Source organism: Haloarcula sp. CBA1131 (genome assembly GCF_008728975.1).
Lineage (GTDB): Archaea > Halobacteriota > Halobacteria > Halobacteriales > Haloarculaceae > Haloarcula > Haloarcula hispanica.
Window position 1 is genome coordinate 960056 of sequence record NZ_RPCY01000001.1, and the last position, 16868, is coordinate 976923.

A 16868-nucleotide genomic window follows, 5' to 3' on the forward strand; every position below is an offset into this window, starting at 1 on the left:
GTATCGTTTCTGACCACCGGCTGTATCTGAATTAATGTTGCCTACGCTCACGTATCTCCAGTTCCACGCCCTGTTCGTGGTGCCGGTCGTGGCTGGATTGGCACTGACAGCCACCTACCGCCTCGGGAGCCGCCGGGACGTCCTCACAGGGACAGCAATCCTCGCAGGCCTGGCGCTCGTCTACACGACGCCGTGGGACGGCGCGCTCATTCGACGCGGCGTCTGGTGGTACGGCGACGGCGCCGTACTGGTGCGGTTCTGGTCGATTCCCCTCGGCGAGTACCTCTTTTTCGTCTTGCAGACCGCGATGGTCGGGCTGTGGGTGGCCCGGTTTCGGGTGGACACTGAGCGCCAGCTAGCCACGCCGATGCGGACGCGGCTCGTTGGACTCGCCGCTGCGCTCGTCGTCGTTCTGTCCGGCCTCGTGCTCCTGCGCTCCGACTCGGGACTGTACCTCGGGTCGCTGCTGGTCTGGAGCGGGCCGATTCTCGCCATTCAGTGGGCCTTCGGCTGGCAGTTCCTCGCCAAGGAGTGGCGGACCGTCGGCGGCGCGACACTGGTTCCGGCGGCCTATCTCTGCGGTATCGACAGCGTCGCCATCCGACTCGGCGTCTGGACCCTCTCGAAACAGTACACGACCGGCTACACGATTCCCCTGCTCGACCTGCCCATCGAGGAGGCGGTGTTCTTCTTCCTGACGACGCTGTTCGTCGTGCAGGGAGTCGTGCTCTACATCTGGCTTCGGGACAGATGGGAATGAGCCGCCGCACCACCGTCGAGCCGTCGGTTCGCTACCGGGTCGCGCTGGTCCCCGGCTGGATCGCCAGCCTCGCCGTCGTTGCTCCGTTCCTCGCCGGGGTCTCGATACCGCCCGCGCTCCAGTACGCCCCGCTGGTCGTCAGTGCCGTTCTGCTCGGCCTCCCCCACGGTGCGGTCGACCACCTCGCGGTCGCACGCACCCGCGGCAAGCGCCCGGACTGGCGGGCTATCGCCCGCGTGTTCGCGCTCTACGGCGTCGTCGGCGGAACCTACGCCGTCGCCTGGTTCCTCGCGCCCGCGGCGGCGTTCGTCCTCTTCATCGCCGTGACGTGGTTCCACTGGGGGCAGGGCGACCTGTACGCGCTGCGTGCGCTGGCCGACGCCGACCACCTCCGAACCCTTCCGCAACGAATCGGAACCGTCCTCGTCCGCGGCGGCCTGCCGATGCTAGTCCCGCTGCTCGCGTTCCCGGAGTGGTACCGCCGCGTCGCGACGGACCTCGTCTCGCTGTTCGCGCCCGACGCCGTGGCCGCTATCGGCTGGGCGTTCCGGACCGACGTGCGGACCGCGCTCGCCCTCGCCTACGGCGCGCTCGTCGTGGCGACGCTGGCCGTCGGGTTCGCTCGCGCCGATGCCCGCCGGCCGTGGCTGCTCGACGCAGGTGAGACACTGGGCCTGCTCGCGTACTTCGCCCTCGTCCCGCCGGTGCTCGCCATCGGCGTGTACTTCTGTCTGTGGCACTCGCTGCGCCACGTCGCCCGCCTCCTGCTGGTCGACGACGACGCCACTGCCGCGCTCGAAAACCGCGACCCGACAGCTGCCCTGGCGCGGTTCGCTCGCGACGCCGCACCGCTGACCGCCGCTTCGCTCGCCCTGCTCGGCGGGCTGTACTTCCTCGTCCCAAACCCGCCGGGGTCCGTTCCGGAGTGGGTCGCGCTGTATCTGGTGTTTATCGCCGTCGTCACACTCCCCCACGTCGTGGTCGTTAGTATCATGGACCGCGAACAGGGTGTCTGGGCGTAGTCGGCTCCCTCTCTAGACGGCACTAGGACCGGATGTCTGGAAGAACTGAAGTCGAAAATCACGGTGGACATCCGCGCGAGCGGAGCGAGCGTTCGGCCTTTTTCGCCACCGAAAGACTCGCGTTGCTCGCTCGTCTTTCGAGCTGCTCGGAAATCGAAGATTTCCGGCATGACGAGACGGCAATGCCGTCTCGAACCACCTCGCTCGCTTCGCTCACGAGGACCACGTTTTTGCGCCGAGTGGTGCACCTCCGTACCCGAGGCCGAAAAAGGTGGGTTACTTGCCCTTGCCGCGGTTGCTGCGCAGCGACGGGCGGGTCTTCTCGCTCCCTTTGCCCTTACCGCTGAGGCCGCGGTTGCGGCGGCCGGCACCGGTCAGACCGCGGAAGACGCGGTCGGCCTGGTCGTCGGCACAGATCCACGACAGGTCGTCGTCGTTCTGGATGGCCGGGTGGTTCGGGTCGATGAGGATGACTTCGTGCCACTTCTGTCGGCCGTCCTGACCGACGGAGTAGCTGTTGAGCACGCGCAGGTTCGGGAAGGTGCGGGAGGCGCGTTCCTCGGCGACGCGCTGGATGTCCTTCCGGCGGGTGATGCGCGTGACGCCCTGGCGCTTGGACCGGCGACCGGCCTTGTGTCGGCGCTTGCGTGCGCCGCCCTTGCGGACGGAGACGCGGGCGACGACGACGCCCTGTTTCGCCTTGTAGCCTTGCGAGCGGGCCTTGTCGAGGCGGGTCGGGCGCTCGATGCGCTCGACGGCCCCTTCGTCGCGCCACTCCTGCTGGCGCTGCCACTGTAGTTCTGCGAGCTGTCCGTCGCCCGGGTTCTTCCAGGCGTCTCGAATGTACGAATATGCGCTTCGTGCCATATGTATTCACCACGGGCGTTGCGTGGTTCAAGTCGCGCTCGGCGCGACTCACATCCCGACCTGCACACGCAGGTGCCCGCTGGTGCCCGTCGTCCAGCGAGTTACCCGGAGTTTGCCGTTCGGAGTCTTAAACGGTTCGGACCAGACTCGCGGATGTGACCCGCTCACGCAGGGACGCGACCGCTGAAAACGTCGGATATCTGTGGTTTAGCAACACAAATCGTTAAGTTGTTCCCAGCCGGAGAGTCATGTATTACCATGACAGACCTTGGTGGCTTTCAGGACCATGTGGCGCGAATCGACCTCGGGGACGGGGACGTAGCCTACGAAGGTATCGACGAGGAAGACGCGAAAAAGTACATCGGTGCACGCGGGCTCGGCGTGAAGTACGTCTTCGATCAGGGACCGGACGTGGACCCGCTGGGTCCGGACAACCTGCTGGCGTTCATGAACGGGCCGCTGACGGGGACACAGGTGACGATGAGCGGCCGTATCGCCATCTGTACGAAATCGCCGCTGACGGGGACGGTCACTGATTCCCACCACGGCGGCTGGTCCGGAGCGCGGCTGAAATGGTCGGGCTTCGACGGACTGCTGTTCGAGGGCCAGGCCGACGAGCCGGTGTATGCGCTCGTTGAAGACGGCGAAGTGGAACTGCGCGACGCCTCGCACCTCTGGGGGCAGGGCGTCCACGACACCATCGACGACCTCGAAGGCGAGATCGAGGGCGGCTCGCTGGGCAAGAACCTCTCGGTGATGGCCATCGGACAGGGCGGTGAAAACGAGGTCAAGTACGCCTGTATCATCAACGAGGACGACCGCGCGTCGGGCCGCGGCGGCACCGGCTGCGTGATGGGCAACAAGAACCTCAAAGCCGTCGTCGTCAAGTCCAGCACCCGGATGCCCAAGCCGAAGGATCAGGAGACGTTCCAGGAGGGTCACAAGCAGGCGATGCAGGTCATCCAGGAGTCCGACGTGACCGCACCCAACGAGGGCGGACTCTCGATGTACGGCACGAACGTCCTGATGAACCTCACCGAAGAGATGGACGGCCTCCCGACGAAGAACGCGAAGTACTCTTCGACGCGCTCGTACTCGGACGCCGAAGGCGACGGCGAGCGCATTATGGATTCGGAGAACGTCTCCGGCGAGAACGTCCGGGAGAACATCCTGGTCGACGAGCCGACCTGTCACTCCTGTCCGGTCGCCTGCAAGAAGGAAGTCGAGGTGCAGGCGATGCACAAGGGCGAGGAGATGAACGTCCGCACGGAGTCCTACGAGTACGAGTCCGCGTGGGCGCTCGGCCCGAACTCCGGCCACGTCGAACGCGACAAGATCGCCGTGATGCTCGACCGGTGTAACGACGTCGGCGTCGACACCATCGACGTTGGCAACACCATGGCGATGGCGATGGAGATGACCGAGGAGGGCAAGTTCGACGAGCTCGGCGACGGCCTGGACTGGGGCGACGCCGAGACGATGATCGACATGATCGAGATGATCGCCCACCGCGAGACGGAACTCGCGGACCATCTCGCTGAGGGGCCGGACCACCTCGCAGAGGAGTTCGATGCCCACACCAACTCGCTGGCGGTCAAGGGCCAGACGATGGCGGCTTACGACCCGCGCTGTATGAAGGGGATGGCAATCGGGTACGCGACCTCGAACCGCGGCGCGTGTCACCTGCGCGGCTACACGCCGGCGGCTGAGATTCTCGGCATCCCGGAGAAGGTCGACCCGCGAGAGTGGGAGGGCAAAGGCGAGCTGTGTGCCACCTTCCAGGACCTGCACGCTATCAGCGACTCCTTCGACATCTGCAAGTTCAACGCCTTCGCCGAAGGCATCGAGGAGTACGTCCTGCAGTACAACGGCATGACCGGGCTGGACGTAAGCGAGGAGGAACTGATGGAGGCCGGCGAGCGCGTCTACAACCTCGAACGGTACTACAACAACCTCGCGGGCTTCGACGGGTCCGACGACGACCTGCCAAACCGGTTCGTGGAGGGCGACGAGCACGCGATGCCGGCACAGGGCGGTTCCGAGGGCGAACTCGCGGAACTCTCGAAGATGAAAGACGAGTACTACGAGGTGCGTGACTGGGAGAACGGTGTCGTTCCCGACGAGAAACTCGACGAACTGGGCATCGACATCGGTCCCGGAACCGGCGTCAGCTCCGGCGGCGCAGCGGCACCGAGCGACGACTGAGATAGCGCCGGCCGTCGAACACATTTCACTTCTCTAATGCGCAAGGAAGATATCGACGACTTCGAATTTCAAGTAGAGTCCCGACTGACCAGCCACGGCGTTTACGTCACCGAGTTCGACGACGAGGGCGAGACGTACCGGCTCACCTACGAGTCGATTTCGGCCGACGAGGCGGCCGTTATTCCCCACCGGGAAATCGGCCGCGTCATCAACGTCTTCCGGGACCTGCACGCCGATGACTGGTCCGGGGTCGACATCGAGGCGACGGTGACGGACCTCGAAGACACCGAACTCGGCGAATGGTCAGTCGACAGCGAGTGGATCGATGCCCTCGAAAACGGCGATCTCTCGGAGACGGACTTCTCCCAGCGCGTGCTGGAGACGATTACGGTTCGGAGCTGACCGCCAGCACGTCCCTGATTTCGAGCGTCGTCTCGAACTCCTCGCTTCTGTCCAGCCGCCGGCCGTCGCGCTCGAACTGGGCGGCGTGAGCCCGCCGAACCGCGTCCCGCTCGCGGTCGCTCAGCCCGAGTTCTGTACCGATACTGTCCCAGCGGCCCGACTCGGCGCAGACGTAATCGGCCTCTCTGGGGCCGCTGATGCGCTCGTACTTCCTGTCGTAGCTCGCACGGTTCGCCCGGAGATACGTCTGGACCCGTCCGAGCAGGTCAGGGAGCTGGTCGAGCGGCACGCTGGCCTGTGTGCCGGCCAGCAGGACGATCTGCCCCTCGATGGGGTACGACGGGTCGGCCATCGCGCCCCGGTCAGCCGCCCGCCCGCATCGCTTTCTGTGCGAACTTCTCGATGAGCGGCTCCAGCGTCTCCGGCTCGCCGTCGAACTGGATTGTCACCTCGTTGAGCTGGAGGCTCGGCCCGATAGCGACTTTTTCCTCGGAGAGCGTTGCTGCCCAGCCGTCACCTTCGACGGTCGCGTCGCCGCGTTGCTCGCCGCCCAGGTTCTCCAGATAGCCGATAGCAGCCCGTGCCGAGATGCCGCGAAAACTCCGTTCACGCTCCATTACGTGGTCGTTACGGGTGCGGTCGTCTAAACTTATCGGCGGTCCGGCGCTCGTTTGCCACACCCGCGCTATCCCGGATGGCTCCACCTCTCCCGGACGGCGACGGCCTACCCCGGACGGATACACTCTATCCCGGCCGGATACCGTCGTCGACGATGCGGGCGTTGCGCTCGCGATTGATTCGCTCGTCTAAGTCCTCGTGGTCGTAAATCTGGGCGATGACGGCGGCGTGGAGGTCGCGCCAGGCCATCGCGTAGATGGGTGACTGACCCCATGCCCGAAGTTCGACAACGTACTCGTCGTAGGCCTCCCACCGGCTCTCGAACTGCTCGATGTGGTCGACGACGGCGCTGGCCGGCTCTTCGGTATTGAGCGCGGCGTTGAGCTCCCGCTCCCAGCCACCGACGGCCTGTTCCATGTCGCGTTTCGTGTCCTCGCTGTCCGGCGGTAGCGAGTCGACGATTCCGGCCGGAATCCCCAGTTCGATGTCGTCCATATCGCCACACAGAGTTCGCGGCCAATAAACCCCAGCGATGGGCGAACATGTTCGTCTCTACTGATTTGTGTCGGCGGGTCATAACACACGTATGAGCAGTGAGACAGTAGAGCGACAGTCGTCGGCACCGGACCTGACCACTGTCGAGGTCAGGTGTACCGGCCACGTCCGCCGGGTCGTCGGCGAACCGGCGCTGTCATACACGTTCGAAGGGAACACGCTACGTGACTTCCTCGACGCGTTCTTTCAGGAGTACGACGTGGGCGATATGCTCATCGCGGAGACCGAAGCCGACGCCACCACCGAGGGTTGGGCCCCGGAGATGGCGGACTTGCCGGGCGACTGGGCGAAAAACCCCGAAGGCGAGCAGACCAGATGCTACGCGCGAGTGGCGGTCAACGGCGAGTTCAACGAACACCTCGATGGACTGGACACTGAACTGGAAGCCGGCGACCGTGTCGGGCTGATGTTCCCGTTCATCTTCTGCTGCTGATTCGAGTCCCGCCTGCTCCGCCGGGCCGTTCTACCCCCCGGCGACTGGCGGGAACACGCTGAGTTCGTCCCCGTCCTCCAGCGCGGTCTCTAGCCCGTCGAGATGGGCAATATCCGTTCCGTTCCGGAGAATCGTCAGGTACTCCCGCAGTTCGCCGTCCTCGAACAGGTCCATCTCGGTGAACTCCTCGGAGAGCTGTCGGAGCACGTCACCCGCCAGGAGGCCGTTCTCGTACTCGCGCTGAACCGTCTTCTGTCCGACGGCTTCCCGGAAGTTAGCGAAAAACCGCAGCTCGATTTGCATACCGCTGGGTTGGCGGTCGAGTGGCTTAAATCACAGCGCTCGGACCGCGTGAATCGAACGAGCAACTGATTTATTCGTTGTATTCAATCGATTATGGACCTCGAATTCCTATTCGATGGGAACGACTTCGACCCGTTTTAGCGTCCCAGTCCATGACTCCGCGTATGGAACGTGTGGTCGCAAGCGATGACCCGATGATAGCTGTCGACCGACTGCGGGCGGCACTCGACGCCGATGTCGTTGTCGCGGAGACAGACGACGAGGACGCGGTCCGGGACGCTGCCGCCGGTGCAGCGGCGCTCGTTGTGGACGTGAACACGCCGGTCACCGCCGCGGTGCTCGACGCGCTGGACGACCTCCAGATCGTCGCGCGAGCGGGCGTCGGTATCGACAACATCGACGTGTCCGCGGCAGCGGACAACGGCGTAGCCGTCACGAACGTCCCCGAGTACTGCACGGATGAGGTCGCGACCCACACGGTGACGCTCCTGCTCGACTGCGTTCGGACACTCACGGCCTACGACCGCGACGTTCGCGACGGCGGGTGGGGCTGGGAGCGGACCCGACCGGTACACCGCGTCCGCGACCAGACGCTCGGTCTCGTTTCCTTCGGCCCCATCGCGAGACGAGTGCGCGACCAACTGCGGGGGTTCGACATCGACGTCATCGCCTACGACCCGTACGTCGACGCCGAGGAGATGGCTGAAGCCGATGTCGAGAAGGTCACGCTTGAGACGCTGTACGAGCGGGCCGACTACGTCTCCCTCCACGCGCCGTTGACCGAGAGCACGGCGGAGATGATAGACGCTGACGCGCTCGCGGCAATGCGCGACCACGCCGTCCTCGTCAACACCGGCCGCGGCGGCCTCGTCGACGAGGGAGCGCTTCGGGCGGCGCTGGACGACGGGACGATTGCGGCCGCCGGCCTTGACGTGCTGGCCGAGGAACCGCCGACGGCGGACCACCCGCTGGTCGGCCTTGACAACTGCATCGTTACGCCTCACGCGGCCTGGTACTCCGAGGAAGCCCGCGACGATCTCAACGCCGCCGTCGCCGCGAACGTCGAGGCCGCGCTGGCCGGTGAGACGCCACCGAACCGGATCGACCCCGAGACGGACTGGCTGTAAATATACGGCCGTGGTTGACCGCTAAGACCGTCGAAACGGTTGTCGGCGAGTGGTGTGACCGCGCTCAGCAGCGGATGAACTCCCGACGCTGGTCGCCGAGGGCGCTCTGACCCGTGACTGCTGTCTTGATATCTCTGACGAGATTCGAGAGATACGCGCGAAGCCCGGGGTCACATGTGCCGACGCGCCTGGCCTGCCGGTAATCACAGCAGAGCGCGACCGGCAACAGCGGGGCCGCAAACAGTCCCGAAAGCGTGACGCCCAACTGGAAGGGGTGGCCGGCCGGGACGGCGAGCCACGCAGCGGCCACGACCGCCCAGAACACGACTCCGTAGATGACGGTGTGTCGCCAGTTGTGCGTCGGCAGTTCATATCTGCGAATACGCGATGAGGGCTCGTCCGGCGTGCCGCCGGCGGCCGGTCCGCCGGACGATTCGCCAGTAGATGCGGAGATAGGACACGACATACTCTATCGGTGGCCTCCCGTACCAATTACAGCTTGTTTGGCATACGCCGAATGAGACAGTGCGTATAAACGGCTTGGCACGCAACGGGAGGTATATGCGAGAGTTCATCTTCACTATCGACTACGAGCGGAACGTCGACCCTGTGATGGACGTGTTCATCGACTACCCGGAGACGCACTCCCGGACTATCGCGTGTAACGTCACACGAGACGGGATGTGGCGGCTCGAACGGGTCGCCGGCCCGGAGACCGCCCTCGAACAGCTTGACGACGTGTACGACAACCCAGTCCAATGTACCGAGTGCATCGGGACGCGGAACTGCAAGACCGACTGGACGTACGAGGTCATCGGGTCGGACCCCGGGGTCCGGACGGTGTACAGCTACCGGTCCGAAGCCGGTGACTGTCACTCGATTCCGCGGCTGGCCATCGACCACGTCGGCCGCGGTGTCCTCGTCGAGACCGAACGCCGCGGGAGCCGGTGTGAGTGGCGGCTGCTCCTGTGCAGCGACGCCGGCGTCGACGGACTGTTCGAGGAGATGGAATCCGAGCTCCGCGAGGGGCTCACCGTCGAGTTCCGGCAGCTTAGCTCGCCCTCGTACTGGGTCGACGAGGCCGTGACGCTGGCGGAGCTCCCGCCGGAGCAACAGGCCGCCGTCGAGGCCGCCGTCGAACACGGCTACTACCGGACGCCCCGGGATACTTCGCTCACCGAACTCGCCGAGACGCTCGACGTGTCGCGGTCGACGCTCCAGTACCGCCTCCAGCGGGCCGAAGCGTGGATCGTCCGGTCGTTCGTCACGCGGTCGATGGGGCCAGTTCAGGCCGACGAAGATGTCGCCGAGGGCGGACGCCTCCGCATCGGCCGCTCGGGCGTGTAAACGGCGATATCGTATCCGGAACCGGGCCGAACTGCACTACCTGAATACTGCCGCGTCGCAGGTCAGCACAGGATGACAGCGGAGGGGCGTCGTGCGCTGTGGCGCGCGAACGTGACAGTTATCTATCGCTTATCGGGATTTCGGCATATGCCAAACGAGTCGTCATGGGGGATGCACCCCTATAATTGGGTACGACCGCGGGCGTCCCACGCGCTCGCAGAGGCACACTATGACGACACGCAGCATCTATTCCCCCGACGAACGCGATGAAAGTGCGGACGAACAGGCCGAGTCCGAGGCGAGCACTGGCCACGCCTGCCCGGACTGTGGCGGAAGCCTCGTCACCGACGACAGTCGCGGCGAGACGGTCTGTGAATCCTGCGGCCTCGTCGTCGACGAGGACGAGATCGACCACGGCCCGGAGTGGCGCGCCTTCGACAGCCAGGAGCGCGACAACAAGCGCCGCGTCGGTGCCCCGACGACGGAGATGAAACACGACAAGGGCCTCTCGACCAACATCGGCTGGCAGAACAAGGACGCCTACGGCAATTCTCTGTCGACGCGCCAGCGCGAGAAGATGCAGCGCCTGCGGACCTGGGACGAGCGGTTCCGCACCCGCGACCACGCCGAGCGCAACCTCAAGCAGGCGCTGGGCGAGATCGACCGGATGGGGAGCGCTCTCGGCGTCCCCGAGAGCGCCCGCGAGACGGCCAGCGTCATCTACCGCCGTGCCCTCGACGAGGGAATGTTGCCCGGTCGCTCCATCGAAGGGATGGCGACTGCCGCGCTGTACGCCGCAATCAGACAGTCGAACCTCCCGCAAACGCTCGACGACATGGCCGTCGTCAGCCGCGTCGACGAGATGGAGTTCACCCGCGCGTACCGCTATCTCAACCGCGAACTCTCGCTGCAGGTCGGCCCGCCGGACCCCGCGACCTACCTCAGCAAGTTCATCTCGGAACTCGACGCCGACGACGCCCTCGAACGCCAGGCCCGCGCCCTCATCGAGGCGGGGAAGGAAGCGAACGTCCACAGCGGCAAGAGCCCCGTCGGCCTCGCCGCCGCGGCCATCTACGCCGCCGGCCTGCTGCTCGGCGAGGAGATGACCCAGGAGACCGTCAGCGAGGCCACGGACATCAGCACTGTGACCATCCGCGAGCGCTACCGCGAACTGCTGGAAGCCGAAGCGGAACTCGACGACAGCGCCGTCGACGCGACGAGCGGCGCTGAATCCGGTGCGAGCGCCTGATTCGGCCGCTATCCCTTTGTTCTCCTAGCTTCGGTCCCCTTCGAAATCGTCCAGCCATCCGCGCACAGCGTTCTGTACCGCGCCGGTCGTACTCCCGACGTGCAGTATCTGGTACCCCGACTGGGCCTTCTCGTTCACGTCGTCCATCCCGAACCCGAGGCCGCCGACGGTGACGTCCGCTTCCACCGCCGCCGAGCGGACCGTCTCCACCGCCTCCTGTACCTCCGGATGCTCGATTTCGCCCGGATGACCGAGCGACACCGAGAGGTCGAACGGGCCGATGAACACGAAGCCGAGATCGGGCACGTCCAGAATCGCGTCGATGTTCTCCACCGCCGCCTTCGTCTCGATTGTGGTTCCGACCAGCGTCTCCGCGTCCGAGGCCTCGATGTAGTTCTCGCCCAGGCCCCAGCGACGCGCTCGGGGCGCGGCCAGTCCCCTGTCGCCCGGGTCGCCGTCGTACCGGAACCGCCCTGATTTGACGGCTTCCCTGACTTCGTCGGCGGTTTCGACCCGCGGCAGGAAGACGTTCTTGACCCCAAGGTCCAGCGCCTTCCGCACCAGCGTCGGAGCCGTATCCGGCAGGCGGACCAGTAGCTCCGTCCCGGTGCCGTCGGCCGCCCGCAGCAGATTCTCGACGGTCGCCGCGTCCCACGGGTCCGGCCCGCCGTGTTCGAAGTCGAGCCAGACGAAGTCGACGCCGAGGTCCCCGTAGAACTCTACCAGCGTCGGGCTGTATGTGTTGTCGAGGACGCCCAGCGCGACGCCGCCGCTATCGACCGTTTTGCGGAGTCCGTTCGTCGGCAGTGGTTCGGCCATGTCTTGTCAGTGAACTACAACACCGATAAGCGTGGTGCGGAAACGGCCGGTCAGTTCTGTTATTCCGACGGCAGCCCCTTACTGTCCCGGCAAGGGACAGAGGCTCGCGGTCAGCACGACGACGCCATCGGTGTGATTGTGCGCGCCGTGGGCCTGCCCCCGCTCGTTCAGCACGACCCCCGGCGCGGCGATGGCTTCCTCTCTATCCTCCTGCTGGACCGTCACCTCGCCACGGACGACGTGGAACACGTTCGTCGCGTCGTCGTGTTCGTGCGGGTCGATTGTCGCGTCCGGCCCCAGCGCGAACGCCTTCACCAGCACGTCGTCGGTCACTGCCAGTTCCCCGTCGATGACTTCACCCTCTTCCGGTTCGGCGTCGAACTCGGACAGGCGGTTGAGCGTCATATTTGTCCGTGGGCCGGCGCTTCCTTAGCCGTTCGGTTGCTAGGAAAATCTGTGTCTCTTTTCGTTTCTTGAGTGAGTGTATTATCTAACAGCCAGAAAGCCCCGGCTGGCTGAACTTGGGGGTGGTTCGAAAGACGCGTCGCGTCTTTCGTCATCACGAGAGAGCAAAGCTCTCTCGAACGACCTCGCTGCGCGCTTCACTCACTACGTTCGTTGCAGTGCTTGCGTCGTCCGCCGTCGTTCAGCCAGCCGCCCCTTTCAGTCCCACCCAGCCTGGATTGACCAACCGGCCACAGGTGGGACTGAAAGGGGCGAGACGCTGGGCGTACGAGACGACGGAAGCACCGCAACGTAGTGAGGAGCGCAGCGAGTCACAGTAGCCCAGCGTCTCGGGGCTTTCTGGCTGTTCGAACTCTCGTCACGAAATATACAAGCAACTCATCACTCCGCTAGCCGGAACGCGAGACTGTACATCGTCCCGGTTCGCTCGGAGCCGATAGCAGCAGCTATGTCGTCGGCCATCGCGGCCAGCGGTCCCCCAACTACGTCTGGAAGGTCGTCAGCGTACCCACGCACCACCTCCGCGTGGGCGTCCAAATGCGCCTCGGTCCAGGGTACCGGGTCCAGCAAGGTCTTCTTTCGCTCGACAGTCCAACCGTGGTCGGCGAACACCGCGGCCAGCACAGCGGGCGGGTAGAACGTCAGCGCCGGCCGGCCGTCGACGGCTCTGGCAGCGGCGTTTTCCAGCGCGAACAGTCGGTTGACAGACGCATCGGCGGGCGGCACCGCGTAGTCGTCGACAACGAGGTGGCCACCGGGTTTTGCGACCCGCGTCAGTTCGGCCGCGACGGCGTCCAGTGCAGTCGGTGGCAGGACGTTACAGAGTCCGTGGGCGGTGACGAGGTCGACGCTATCCGTCACGAGTGGCGTCGCCCGGAGGTCGGCCTCGACGACGACAAGCCGGTCGGCGTTCCCGTCGCCGACGCGCTCGCGGACCGTCGCGGCGTGATCGGCGTCGTTCGTCACCGCGTACACCCGCTTCGCGCCCGCGGCCAGCAGTCCGGCCGTCGTGTTCCCGACGCCGGCCCCCGCCTCAAGACAGACCTGGCCTTCGACCTGCCGGTCGGCGAGGGCGGCCGTCACCGTCTCCGGAACGCCGTCCACGCTCAGTGGTGCAGTTGCTCGGGCACCGGGCTGTCGTCGTGGCGCGCTTCCTCGACGAGCGCACGCTGGCGGGCCCCGTCCATTCCCTCCGAGCGGCTGGCGGCGTCGAGCACCATCGCCACGAGCTTCGGGTCGCCGGGGCTGACGACGGTATCGAGCCCCTGGGCGGCGGCGAAGTCGAACCGTTCACGGATGACTTCCGGCGTGTCGACCGGCTCGTACCAGTTCGCGTACGGGCGGTCGGCCTCGGCCAGTTCGTCGGTCGGCGGCCACGACCCCTTCGCGAAGGCCTTGATTCCCAGCGTGCCGATGCCCTCCGCCTCGCAGCGGTCCAGGACGGCCTCGTAGTCGTACTCGTCGTCATCTTTCCCGGCGACGACGGGGTTCAGTGGGAACATCACCGTCTCCAGGTCGTCGATGCGGTCGATGGCGTCGAGGATGAGTTCGGGATTACCGTGGCTCGTCAGCCCGATATGGTTGATTTTCCCGTCCGCTTTTGCCTCGCGTATCGCCGCCAGCGCGCCGTCGTCGGCGGTGATGGTGTCCAGTTCGTCCTCGTACTCCAGGCCGTGAATCTGGTAGAGGTCGATAGTGTCGATGCCCAGGCGGTCCAGCGACCGGTCGATTTTCCGGGCCGCGTCCTCGTACCCGCGCTCCTGGGTCTTGCAGCCCAGGAAAATCTCCTCGCGGTGCTGGCGGAGCTTCGGCCCCAGTTTCAGCTCCGCGTCGCCGTAGGTCGGCGCGACGTCGAAGTGGTTGACGCCGTGGTCCAGCACGAGTTCGACCAGCTGGTTCGCCCCTTCCTGTTCGAGCCAGTTGAGTGCTATCGAGCCGAACGTCAGCACCGTGCTCTCCTGCCCAGTGTCGCCCAGTGCTCGGGTTTCCATACCGGTTGCACGACCCGGAGCCCAATAACCGTTGGTCGCTGCTCTCTCAGCCTGTCCAGTGCGGCAGACCGCAACAGGGGACGCCGACCGGGGTTTATTACTCCCGCAGTCCGAACGGGATGTATAGATGTTTGGGAGAGAACAACTGTTCTCGGCGATGACGGCGTCGTACGTGATCGCAGTCACGCTCGCCCTCGTCGTCGCCGCGATATTCGCGCCGGTCATCTGGAACGGCGTGCCAAGCGGTGGCGACGACGATCCGAGCGTCGCCGTCGTCACCCTTCGCGGCGGCACAACCGACGCTAACGTCAACGCCGTCAAGCAGGACCTCCGCGAAGCACGGAACAACGGCTCAATCGAGGCAGTCGTCCTCCGGGTCGACAGCCCCGGCGGGCCGGTCGACTCGAGCGAGGAGTTCTACCTCGCTGTGAACCGGACGGCCAGCGAGATGCCCGTCGTCGCCTACGTCGAGGGCACGGCCGCTTCGGGCGGCTACTACGGCATCACACCGGCCGACGAGATCGTCGTCAAGCCGAGTTCGAACGTCGGGAGTATCGGCGTCATCGTCCAGGCCCCGCTGAGCCTCATCGAGCAGGCCGAACAGCAGGGCGAGACGTTCGTCCGCTCGGGGCCGGACAAGGCCCAGATAAGCAAGGACGGCCTCCGAGAGGATATCGAGGTGCTCCAGCGCTCCTTCGTCGGGACGGTCATGCGTCACCGGGGCGAGCAACTGACCGTCTCCCGCGAGGAAGTCGCCAACGGCGGCACGTACCTCGGCGCACAGGCAACCCAGAACGGTTTCGCCGACCGCATCGGTGACTCCGAACTGGCCATCGAGCGGGCCGCCGCGCTCTCAGGCGACATCGAGGGCGACGGGTACGACGTGACATATCTGGGAAGCGGCGGTGCCCAATTCAACGCCATCATCGTCCCTGCCGGCGCTGAAACCGTGCAGGGCGCGAACAACGTGACCTATCTCGTCCATCCCGACGACAGCGAGACGATGTTCCGGGAACCGGTGAAGTACTACGCCGTCTGGGGAATCCCCGCCGAGGACAACAACGCAACGGTGATCCGCAATGACTGAGGGCCGTATCGTCAAGCCGCTCGCCGTGTTTATCGTCGTTCTCGTGGCGATACTGGGCGGCACGTTCCTCCTCGCAGTCGTTAATCCGGGGTCATCCGGCCCGCCGGACGGCCAGTCGATCGACGGCCAGTCGCCGTCGCAGTACCAGCCCGAGGCCGTCAACGCGCCTGTCGACCCCGAAGAGGGGGAGATATCGGTCGACTCCGAGGCGAGTGACAAGCGGATACTCGTCGACACGAGCCACGGCAATCAGGTGTCCGAATCGGAACTCGAACCGATCACCGAGGCGGTGTTCGAGGCGGGCCACACCGTCGAGTACGGCACGTCCGACACCGCCTCGTTCGCCGATTCACTGGGCCAGTACGACGGTGTGCTCATCGTCCAGCCGCTCGGCAGCTACTCGCAAGCGGAACGCGAAGCGCTACAGGAGTACACGGACGACGGTGGCCGTGTCGTCGTCCTCGCCGAACCGACACAGACCCGGCTCTCGACCGGCTTCACCCAGTCGACGACGACGGTGTCGTTCGGCGCCAACAACGCCACCGCGCAGTACGGCGTCCGGATGGGGGCCGAACAGCTGTACAACGTCGATGATTCGGCCAACGACAACAACTTCAAGGCCATCTATGCATCGCCGAGCGACGACGGCGAACTGACCGACGGTGTCGAGACGATCACCTTCGACACCGCCGGCTACGCGGTGGTAAACGGCGATGCCGAGACGAAGTTCACCGCTGCCGATGGCACCCGGACGCTGGAGACGCGGCGTACAGGCACGTACGCGACAGTCGTCCGCAACGACAACATGGTGTTCGTCACTGACTCGACGTTCATACGCAGTTCCGAGATATACGACGCCGACAACGAGGTGTTCATCGGGAACCTGCTTTCGTTCCTGCTCGACGGTGAAGCACCCGACCCGGATGCCGGTGAGACCTTCGATGGCGGCTTCGGGACGGACGAGGAAGCTGTAACCCCGACTGAAACACCAGCAGAGCCGACTCCCACACCTGCACCGACCCCTCCCGGATCCTGATCCGCATCGCCCGGTGCGCGATTGCTCGCGTCTCTACTGATCGCTGATGCTGACTGTCGTCTCGCTGTACAGGCCACGCTCGGCAGCGTCGGTCACGCTCAGCCCTGCGCCGATGGTGTACTCCCCGGCCGGTGCGGGCTCCCACTCGTCGTCGCTGACCCGGAACATCCGGTCCCACTGTCGCCTGAACCGCTTTCGTTCGCCGCGGTCGAACTGGAGGCTACCGTCCTCGCTGGGCACGCTATCGACGTGGGACGCCTCGGGCACTCCATCGACGTACCACGCCCACGGCCGCGGCGAGTCCGTCGGTAGCGTTATCGGCACCGGAAGCGCGTTCTGCATCGTCACGACGAACGGCACCTCGGTTCCCGCCGGATACGACCGCTGTGGGACCTCGATGTCGACCGAGACGGCGCGGTAGCGGAGCCACGTCGGTACCAGACGGTCGCTCCAGGCCCCGCCGTCGATACTGCGTGCGGCCTGTGGCCGTGCCCCGCGCTCAGTGGGTGCCTGTGGCTCATCGTCGTCGCGGTGGAGCGCCCCCGAGTCGTAGATGCGACGCATTGTCGGATTGTGGACTGG

The 16868-nt window shown here is 65.4% G+C and carries 21 protein-coding genes; 10 read left to right on the forward strand and 11 right to left on the reverse strand.

What is annotated here, in order from left to right:
• Window positions 1–34: 34 nt before the first annotated feature.
• Complete coding sequence (locus Har1131_RS05020) at window positions 35–760, forward strand: lycopene cyclase domain-containing protein (protein WP_050037043.1); 726 nt, start codon at window positions 35–37, stop codon at window positions 758–760.
• A complete protein-coding gene (locus Har1131_RS05025) occupies window positions 757–1782 on the forward strand; it encodes a Brp/Blh family beta-carotene 15,15'-dioxygenase (protein WP_191907467.1) in 1026 nt (341 codons plus the stop codon). The genes Har1131_RS05020 and Har1131_RS05025 overlap by 4 nt, the downstream gene beginning before the upstream one ends.
• Window positions 1783–2058: 276 nt before the next feature.
• Here Har1131_RS05025 and Har1131_RS05030 read toward each other — a convergent pair whose 3' ends face one another.
• Window positions 2059–2649, reverse strand: coding sequence for a 50S ribosomal protein L15e (locus tag Har1131_RS05030; protein ID WP_008308034.1), 591 nt, complete (start codon window positions 2647–2649; stop codon window positions 2059–2061).
• Window positions 2650–2907: 258 nt separating this feature from the next.
• On the opposite strand from Har1131_RS05030, the gene Har1131_RS05035 reads away from it, so the two are divergent.
• Both Har1131_RS05035 and Har1131_RS05040 read left to right on the forward strand, forming a co-directional pair.
• Window positions 2908–4854 carry an aldehyde ferredoxin oxidoreductase family protein gene (locus Har1131_RS05035; RefSeq protein ID WP_050037041.1) on the forward strand — a complete coding sequence of 649 codons (1947 nt, stop codon included), beginning with the start codon at window positions 2908–2910 and terminating at the stop codon, window positions 4852–4854.
• 36 nt (window positions 4855–4890) lie between these two features.
• Entirely contained in the window at window positions 4891–5256 is a 366-nt protein-coding gene (locus tag Har1131_RS05040) for a hypothetical protein (protein ID WP_014041235.1), read from the forward strand.
• Here Har1131_RS05040 and Har1131_RS05045 read toward each other — a convergent pair.
• The 3 genes from Har1131_RS05045 to Har1131_RS05055 form a co-directional block, all read right to left on the reverse strand.
• Window positions 5240–5608, reverse strand: a complete 369-nt coding sequence (locus Har1131_RS05045; protein WP_014041234.1) for a hypothetical protein — start codon at window positions 5606–5608, stop codon at window positions 5240–5242. The genes Har1131_RS05040 and Har1131_RS05045 overlap by 17 nt on opposite strands.
• A 10-nt stretch (window positions 5609–5618) precedes the next feature.
• Window positions 5619–5873 (reverse strand): hypothetical protein, encoded by a 255-nt coding sequence (locus Har1131_RS05050; RefSeq protein ID WP_014041233.1) that lies wholly within the window; start codon window positions 5871–5873, stop codon window positions 5619–5621.
• 127 nt (window positions 5874–6000) lie between these two features.
• Window positions 6001–6369: a hypothetical protein gene (locus Har1131_RS05055; protein WP_014041232.1), complete on the reverse strand. Its 369-nt coding sequence runs from the start codon at window positions 6367–6369 to the stop codon at window positions 6001–6003.
• Between the two features lie 91 nt (window positions 6370–6460).
• Between Har1131_RS05055 and Har1131_RS05060 the strand changes: the two genes are divergently transcribed.
• Entirely contained in the window at window positions 6461–6862 is a 402-nt protein-coding gene (locus tag Har1131_RS05060) for a MoaD/ThiS family protein (protein ID WP_014041231.1), read from the forward strand.
• A 30-nt stretch (window positions 6863–6892) separates the two neighbouring features.
• Here the strand turns inward: Har1131_RS05060 and Har1131_RS05065 are convergent, their stop codons facing one another.
• Complete coding sequence (locus Har1131_RS05065) at window positions 6893–7165, reverse strand: ubiquitin-like small modifier protein 1 (protein ID WP_014041230.1); 273 nt, start codon at window positions 7163–7165, stop codon at window positions 6893–6895.
• A gap of 164 nt (window positions 7166–7329) precedes the next feature.
• Here Har1131_RS05065 and Har1131_RS05070 point away from each other — a divergent pair, with 164 nt between their 5' ends.
• Window positions 7330–8292 carry a C-terminal binding protein gene (locus tag Har1131_RS05070; RefSeq protein ID WP_050037040.1) on the forward strand — a complete coding sequence of 321 codons (963 nt, stop codon included), beginning with the start codon at window positions 7330–7332 and terminating at the stop codon, window positions 8290–8292.
• 64 nt (window positions 8293–8356) lie between these two features.
• On the opposite strand, the gene Har1131_RS05075 is transcribed toward Har1131_RS05070, so the two are convergent.
• The gene (locus Har1131_RS05075; protein WP_151145331.1) at window positions 8357–8758 is read right to left on the reverse strand and encodes a hypothetical protein; all 402 of its coding nucleotides are present in this window, start codon (window positions 8756–8758) and stop codon (window positions 8357–8359) included.
• 95 nt (window positions 8759–8853) lie between these two features.
• Between Har1131_RS05075 and Har1131_RS05080 the strand changes: the two genes are divergently transcribed.
• Both Har1131_RS05080 and Har1131_RS05085 read left to right on the forward strand, forming a co-directional pair.
• Window positions 8854–9639: a helix-turn-helix domain-containing protein gene (locus Har1131_RS05080; protein ID WP_050037039.1), complete on the forward strand. Its 786-nt coding sequence runs from the start codon at window positions 8854–8856 to the stop codon at window positions 9637–9639.
• A gap of 229 nt (window positions 9640–9868) precedes the next feature.
• The gene (locus Har1131_RS05085; protein ID WP_050037038.1) at window positions 9869–10888 is read left to right on the forward strand and encodes a transcription initiation factor IIB family protein; all 1020 of its coding nucleotides are present in this window, start codon (window positions 9869–9871) and stop codon (window positions 10886–10888) included.
• Window positions 10889–10912: 24 nt separating this feature from the next.
• Here Har1131_RS05085 and Har1131_RS05090 read toward each other — a convergent pair whose 3' ends face one another.
• From Har1131_RS05090 to Har1131_RS05105, 4 genes are all read right to left on the reverse strand, one after another.
• Window positions 10913–11707 (reverse strand): HpcH/HpaI aldolase/citrate lyase family protein, encoded by a 795-nt coding sequence (locus Har1131_RS05090; RefSeq protein ID WP_050037037.1) that lies wholly within the window; start codon window positions 11705–11707, stop codon window positions 10913–10915.
• 78 nt (window positions 11708–11785) lie between these two features.
• The gene (locus tag Har1131_RS05095) at window positions 11786–12112 is read right to left on the reverse strand and encodes a cupin domain-containing protein (RefSeq protein ID WP_014041225.1); all 327 of its coding nucleotides are present in this window, start codon (window positions 12110–12112) and stop codon (window positions 11786–11788) included.
• Between the two features lie 441 nt (window positions 12113–12553).
• Window positions 12554–13282, reverse strand: a complete 729-nt coding sequence (locus Har1131_RS05100) for a class I SAM-dependent methyltransferase (protein ID WP_175055164.1) — start codon at window positions 13280–13282, stop codon at window positions 12554–12556.
• Window positions 13279–14163, reverse strand: coding sequence for an aldo/keto reductase (locus Har1131_RS05105; protein ID WP_050037035.1), 885 nt, complete (start codon window positions 14161–14163; stop codon window positions 13279–13281). The genes Har1131_RS05100 and Har1131_RS05105 overlap by 4 nt, the downstream gene beginning before the upstream one ends.
• Window positions 14164–14290: 127 nt before the next feature.
• Here Har1131_RS05105 and Har1131_RS05110 point away from each other — a divergent pair, with 127 nt between their 5' ends.
• Window positions 14291–15250 (forward strand): S49 family peptidase, encoded by a 960-nt coding sequence (locus Har1131_RS05110; protein ID WP_191907468.1) that lies wholly within the window; start codon window positions 14291–14293, stop codon window positions 15248–15250.
• Window positions 15243–16286 carry a DUF4350 domain-containing protein gene (locus Har1131_RS05115; protein ID WP_151145335.1) on the forward strand — a complete coding sequence of 348 codons (1044 nt, stop codon included), beginning with the start codon at window positions 15243–15245 and terminating at the stop codon, window positions 16284–16286. The genes Har1131_RS05110 and Har1131_RS05115 overlap by 8 nt, the downstream gene beginning before the upstream one ends.
• Window positions 16287–16319: 33 nt before the next feature.
• Here the strand turns inward: Har1131_RS05115 and Har1131_RS05120 are convergent, their stop codons facing one another.
• On the reverse strand, window positions 16320–16850 hold the full coding sequence (locus Har1131_RS05120; RefSeq protein ID WP_151145339.1) for a hypothetical protein: 531 nt from the start codon (window positions 16848–16850) through the stop codon (window positions 16320–16322).
• Window positions 16851–16868 lie beyond the last annotated feature (18 nt).

Excerpts from the sequence above, each read along its gene's own strand:
- Har1131_RS05120 (WP_151145339.1), bottom strand. The coding sequence starts at position 16,850 with ATGCGTCGCATCTACGACTCGGGGGCGCTCCACCGCGACGACGATGAG.
- Har1131_RS05055 (WP_014041232.1), bottom strand. The coding sequence starts at position 6,369 with ATGGACGACATCGAACTGGGGATTCCGGCCGGAATCGTCGACTCGCTA.
- Har1131_RS05050 (WP_014041233.1), bottom strand. The coding sequence starts at position 5,873 with ATGGAGCGTGAACGGAGTTTTCGCGGCATCTCGGCACGGGCTGCTATC.
- Har1131_RS05030 (WP_008308034.1), bottom strand. The coding sequence starts at position 2,649 with ATGGCACGAAGCGCATATTCGTACATTCGAGACGCCTGGAAGAACCCG.
- Har1131_RS05020 (WP_050037043.1), top strand. The coding sequence starts at position 35 with ATGTTGCCTACGCTCACGTATCTCCAGTTCCACGCCCTGTTCGTGGTG.
- Har1131_RS05095 (WP_014041225.1), bottom strand. The coding sequence starts at position 12,112 with ATGACGCTCAACCGCCTGTCCGAGTTCGACGCCGAACCGGAAGAGGGT.
- Har1131_RS05025 (WP_191907467.1), top strand. The coding sequence starts at position 757 with ATGAGCCGCCGCACCACCGTCGAGCCGTCGGTTCGCTACCGGGTCGCG.
- Har1131_RS05115 (WP_151145335.1), top strand. The coding sequence starts at position 15,243 with ATGACTGAGGGCCGTATCGTCAAGCCGCTCGCCGTGTTTATCGTCGTT.
- Har1131_RS05070 (WP_050037040.1), top strand. The coding sequence starts at position 7,330 with ATGGAACGTGTGGTCGCAAGCGATGACCCGATGATAGCTGTCGACCGA.
- Har1131_RS05085 (WP_050037038.1), top strand. The coding sequence starts at position 9,869 with ATGACGACACGCAGCATCTATTCCCCCGACGAACGCGATGAAAGTGCG.
- Har1131_RS05075 (WP_151145331.1), bottom strand. The coding sequence starts at position 8,758 with ATGTCGTGTCCTATCTCCGCATCTACTGGCGAATCGTCCGGCGGACCG.
- Har1131_RS05080 (WP_050037039.1), top strand. The coding sequence starts at position 8,854 with ATGCGAGAGTTCATCTTCACTATCGACTACGAGCGGAACGTCGACCCT.
- Har1131_RS05040 (WP_014041235.1), top strand. The coding sequence starts at position 4,891 with ATGCGCAAGGAAGATATCGACGACTTCGAATTTCAAGTAGAGTCCCGA.
- Har1131_RS05110 (WP_191907468.1), top strand. The coding sequence starts at position 14,291 with ATGTTTGGGAGAGAACAACTGTTCTCGGCGATGACGGCGTCGTACGTG.
- Har1131_RS05090 (WP_050037037.1), bottom strand. The coding sequence starts at position 11,707 with ATGGCCGAACCACTGCCGACGAACGGACTCCGCAAAACGGTCGATAGC.
- Har1131_RS05105 (WP_050037035.1), bottom strand. The coding sequence starts at position 14,163 with ATGGAAACCCGAGCACTGGGCGACACTGGGCAGGAGAGCACGGTGCTG.
- Har1131_RS05065 (WP_014041230.1), bottom strand. The coding sequence starts at position 7,165 with ATGCAAATCGAGCTGCGGTTTTTCGCTAACTTCCGGGAAGCCGTCGGA.
- Har1131_RS05035 (WP_050037041.1), top strand. The coding sequence starts at position 2,908 with ATGACAGACCTTGGTGGCTTTCAGGACCATGTGGCGCGAATCGACCTC.
- Har1131_RS05060 (WP_014041231.1), top strand. The coding sequence starts at position 6,461 with ATGAGCAGTGAGACAGTAGAGCGACAGTCGTCGGCACCGGACCTGACC.
- Har1131_RS05045 (WP_014041234.1), bottom strand. The coding sequence starts at position 5,608 with ATGGCCGACCCGTCGTACCCCATCGAGGGGCAGATCGTCCTGCTGGCC.